Below are 4,162 nucleotides of genomic sequence, written 5' to 3'. Positions count from 1 at the left end.
CCGGTGGTGGCGACCAACGATGTGCGCTTTTTAACTCCGGATCAGTTTGAAGCCCATGAAGCCAAGGTCTGTATTAATGAAGGCCGGTTGCTTGATGATCCGCGTCGCCCAAGAATGTACTCCGAACAGCAATATCTGCGTAGTCCGGAAGAAATGGTGCGTTTGTTTGCCGATATTCCGGAAGCCATCACCAACACGGTCGAAATCGCCAAACGCTGTAATGTTGAATTAACACTGGGCGAACATTATCTGCCGGATTTCCCGGTACCTGATGGCATGACACTGGCGGAATTCTTCTCCAAGGAATCATTTGAGGGGCTTGCTGAAAGATTACCGGTGTTGTTTCCGGATGAGGCAGAGCGTGAACAAAAGCGCCCTGAATATGAATCACGGCTGCAGATTGAACTCGACGTTATCAATGAAATGGGCTTTCCAGGTTACTTTCTAATCGTTGCCGACTTTATTCGCTGGGCCAAGAATAACGGGGTTCCGGTAGGACCTGGACGGGGTTCCGGTGCAGGCTCTCTGGTAGCCTATGCTTTAAAAATTACCGATATAGATCCGCTGCAATACGATCTGCTGTTTGAACGGTTTTTGAATCCGGAGCGTGTATCACTGCCTGACTTTGACGTCGACTTTTGCATGGATGGCCGGGATCGCGTTATCGATTATGTGTCCCGGCATTATGGTCGGGATCATGTCTCGCAGATCATTACTTTCGGCACCATGGCCGCCAAAGCGGTATTGCGCGATGTCGGCCGTGTTTTGGGTCATCCTTATGGCATGGTCGATCAACTGGCCAAGCTGGTGCCGTTTGAACTGAAAATGACTCTGAGCAAGGCGCTGGAACAAGAGCCTCAGCTTAAAGAACGTTACGACAAGGAAGAAGACGTTCGCACGCTGATTGATTTGGCATTGCAGCTGGAAGGTCTGACCCGAAACGTCGGTAAACATGCCGGTGGCGTGGTCATCGCACCGAAAAAACTGACTGATTACACACCGTTATATTGTGAACAGAATGGCGCTGGTCTGGTGTCGCAATATGATAAAGACGACGTTGAAAGTGTCGGTCTGGTTAAATTTGACTTTCTGGGCCTGAAAACCCTGACTGTTATTGACTGGGCGGTTAAAAATGTAAAAGCGATGTTGTCAGCTGACGAGGCGGACAAGATTGATATCACCTTGCTGCCGCTGGATGACAAACCCAGTTACGACTTATTAAAACGGTGTGAAACCACTGCGGTATTCCAGTTGGAATCGCGCGGTATGAAAGAGCTTATCAAGCGACTGCAGCCGGATAATTTTGAAGATATTATCGCTTTGGTGGCATTGTTCCGACCCGGGCCGTTGCAATCGGGCATGGTCGATGACTTTGTTAATCGTAAACATGGCCGGGCCAAAGTCGATTATCCGCATCCCGATCTCGAACCCGTTCTGAAACCTACCTATGGGGTAATCGTTTATCAGGAACAGGTTATGCAAATCGCCCAGGTTCTGGCCGGTTATAGTCTGGGGGAAGCCGATATGCTGCGCCGGGCGATGGGTAAGAAAAAGCCCGAAGAAATGGCCAAGCAACGACAGATTTTCCTGGAAGGTGCTAAAAATCGTGGCATTGAGGAAAACACTGCAGGACCGATTTTCGATTTGATGGAAAAGTTTGCTGAGTACGGTTTTAACAAATCGCATTCAGCTGCTTATGCATTGGTTGCCTATCAAACGGCCTGGCTGAAAGCCCATTATCCAGCAGCGTTTATGGCGGCAGTATTATCAGCGGATATGGACAACACGGATAAAGTTGTCGGCCTGATTGATGAATGCCGGGATATGAATCTGACGGTATTACCGCCTGATGTTAATTTCAGCAAAATCCAGTTTACCGTAGAAAATGAAACCACTATCCGTTACGGCATGGGCGCCATCAAAGGGGTAGGTGAATCGGCACTGGCAGGTATTGTTTCAGAACGCGAGCAGGGCGAAGCATTTACCTCATTATTTGATTTCTGTCGTCGGGTTGAGCTGAAAAAAATCAACCGCCGAGTGATGGAATCTTTAGTTAAAGCGGGTGCATTTGATTCACTTGGCGGACATCGAGCCAGTCTGGAATCCAGCCTCAGCCGGGCGATGCAGATTGCAGAGCAGCATCGGCGTGATGCCGCCAGTGGGCAGAATGATTTGTTTGGCCTGGCTGAACCATCTCATGCCGATCAACCGCAAACTGATTTGCTGGAAGATGTGCCGGAATGGCAGGAAGAGCAGTTATTACGTGCTGAGAAAGAAACACTGGGGTTATATTTAAGCGGACACCCGATCGATCGTTATGCTGCCGAGCTGGCCCAATTTATTCCAAAAAAAATCAGTGAGCTGGATGCGCCTGAATCCAAAGGCTATCAACGTAATGAAATTCCATTACTGACTGCTGGTTTGATTGTGGCCATTCGTACGATGAAATCCAAAAACGGCAGCCGTATGGCGTTTATTACTCTGGATGACCAGACAGCCCGCCTGGAAGTGCGGGTTTTTGGCGATGTCTATGAGCAATATCAAAATGTTATACAACCGGATAAATTGGTGGTGATTCAGGGCAAGATTGGCCAGGATAATTTCAGTGGCGGTCTCGCTGGTACGGCAGAGTCAGTTTATGATTTACAGAAAGCCCGTGAATTATTTGGTAAGTCAGTCCAATTGACGGTGAAGCAGCAAGGTGAGGATGCACAATGGATTTCGCAGATGCAAGCTGTGATGTCACCATTTTGTGGTGGTGTAATTCCAGTGGAACTCAAGTATGTTAATCAGGATGCTGAAGTAGTGATCCGACTGGGGCATGACTGGCAAATCACTCCATCGGATACCCTGTTGAAAGAGCTGGCAGATTTACCAATTAGTGAAACTGTGACGGTGCGCTATTAAGCGACTTAATCCGCTTTGTTGGCTGATGTCAATCGTGTACGATTAATGCAACTCAAACGTTTATTCTAAGGATTGCTGACGTGGAAATGATGCCTTACCTGAAACTGATGGCTGATAAGGAAGCCTCAGATTTGTTTTTTTGTACTGCGACCGAACCGCAAGTCAAAATTCAAGGGGTGATACGCCCCGTTGGCAGTAAAAAAATGCTGACAGGTGAAGTCAAAGAGCTCGCCTATTCATTAATGGATCAGCAACAGATTGCTGAATTTGAACAAAATCTGGAAATGAATTTTGCCGTTCCAGTCCATGGCGTTGGCCGGTTCCGGGTCAATATCTTCCGGCAGCGGGGCGAAGTCTCCATGGTTATTCGCTATATTCGCACCCATATTCCAAATTTTGAAGAAATGAGTTTGCCACCGGTACTGGGTAATGTGGTGATGGAAAAACGTGGTTTGATTCTAGTTGTCGGTGCCACCGGCAGTGGTAAGTCCACTACGTTGGCCGCAATGATTGGTCATCGAAATCGAAATTCCGGATCACATATTCTGACCATTGAAGATCCACTGGAATTTGTGCATTCCCATCAGCGATCAATTGTGCAACAGCGCGAAGTCGGTATTGATACTCTTTCTTACGAAAATGCATTAAAAAATGCCTTGCGTGAAGCACCCGATGTCATTCTGATTGGTGAGATCCGCGACATGGACACCATGAAGCACGCTATCAATTACTCTGAAACCGGTCATCTGTGTTTAGCGACCTTGCACGCTAATAATGCAAATCAGGCGCTGGATCGGATCATTAACTTTTTCCCGGAAATGATGCATCGTCAGATCCTGATGGATCTGTCACTGAATTTGCGTGCCATCATCTCGCAGCGTTTATTACCTTCGGTGCAGGATGGCAATCTGGTGCCGGCGGTGGAGGTCATGCTCAGCTCGCCATATATCGCTGAATTGATTAATAAAGGTCAGATCGGTGCGATCAAGGATGCGATGAAAGAAAGTAGTGAACCGGGGACGATTACCTTTGACCAGGCGTTGTTGACACTGTATCGGCAAGGCAAGATTTCTCAGGAGGATGCATTGCGTAATGCCGATTCACGTAATGACCTCAGTCTGGAAATCCGTATGGGGGCAACCCATGATGACAGCGATGCAGAAGACGAATTAATCCTCAGCTGAGCGTAACGATAGGGTTTGCTGATCTTTCATAGTCGTCAGCAGTGGTAGATATGAAAGATCAACAAGCCCTA

Annotated in this window: 2 protein-coding genes; both read left to right on the top strand. The window is 47.8% G+C overall.

Annotation, left to right across the window (positions count from 1 at the left end):
• Positions 1 to 2,907 (top strand): DNA polymerase III subunit alpha (gene dnaE, locus B3182_RS05560; protein WP_292751899.1); only part of this gene is annotated, 2,907 nt, incomplete at its 5' end.
• Positions 2,908 to 2,993: 86 nt separating this feature from the next.
• The gene (locus B3182_RS05555; RefSeq protein WP_292403515.1) at positions 2,994 to 4,091 is read left to right on the top strand and encodes a PilT/PilU family type 4a pilus ATPase; all 1,098 of its coding nucleotides are present in this window, start codon (positions 2,994 to 2,996) and stop codon (positions 4,089 to 4,091) included.
• The last annotated feature ends 71 nt before the right edge of the window (positions 4,092 to 4,162 follow it).

The organism is Methylophaga sp. UBA4204 (assembly GCF_002379485.1).
GTDB lineage: Bacteria > Pseudomonadota > Gammaproteobacteria > Nitrosococcales > Methylophagaceae > Methylophaga.
This window is presented reverse-complemented; position numbering and strand designations above follow the sequence as displayed.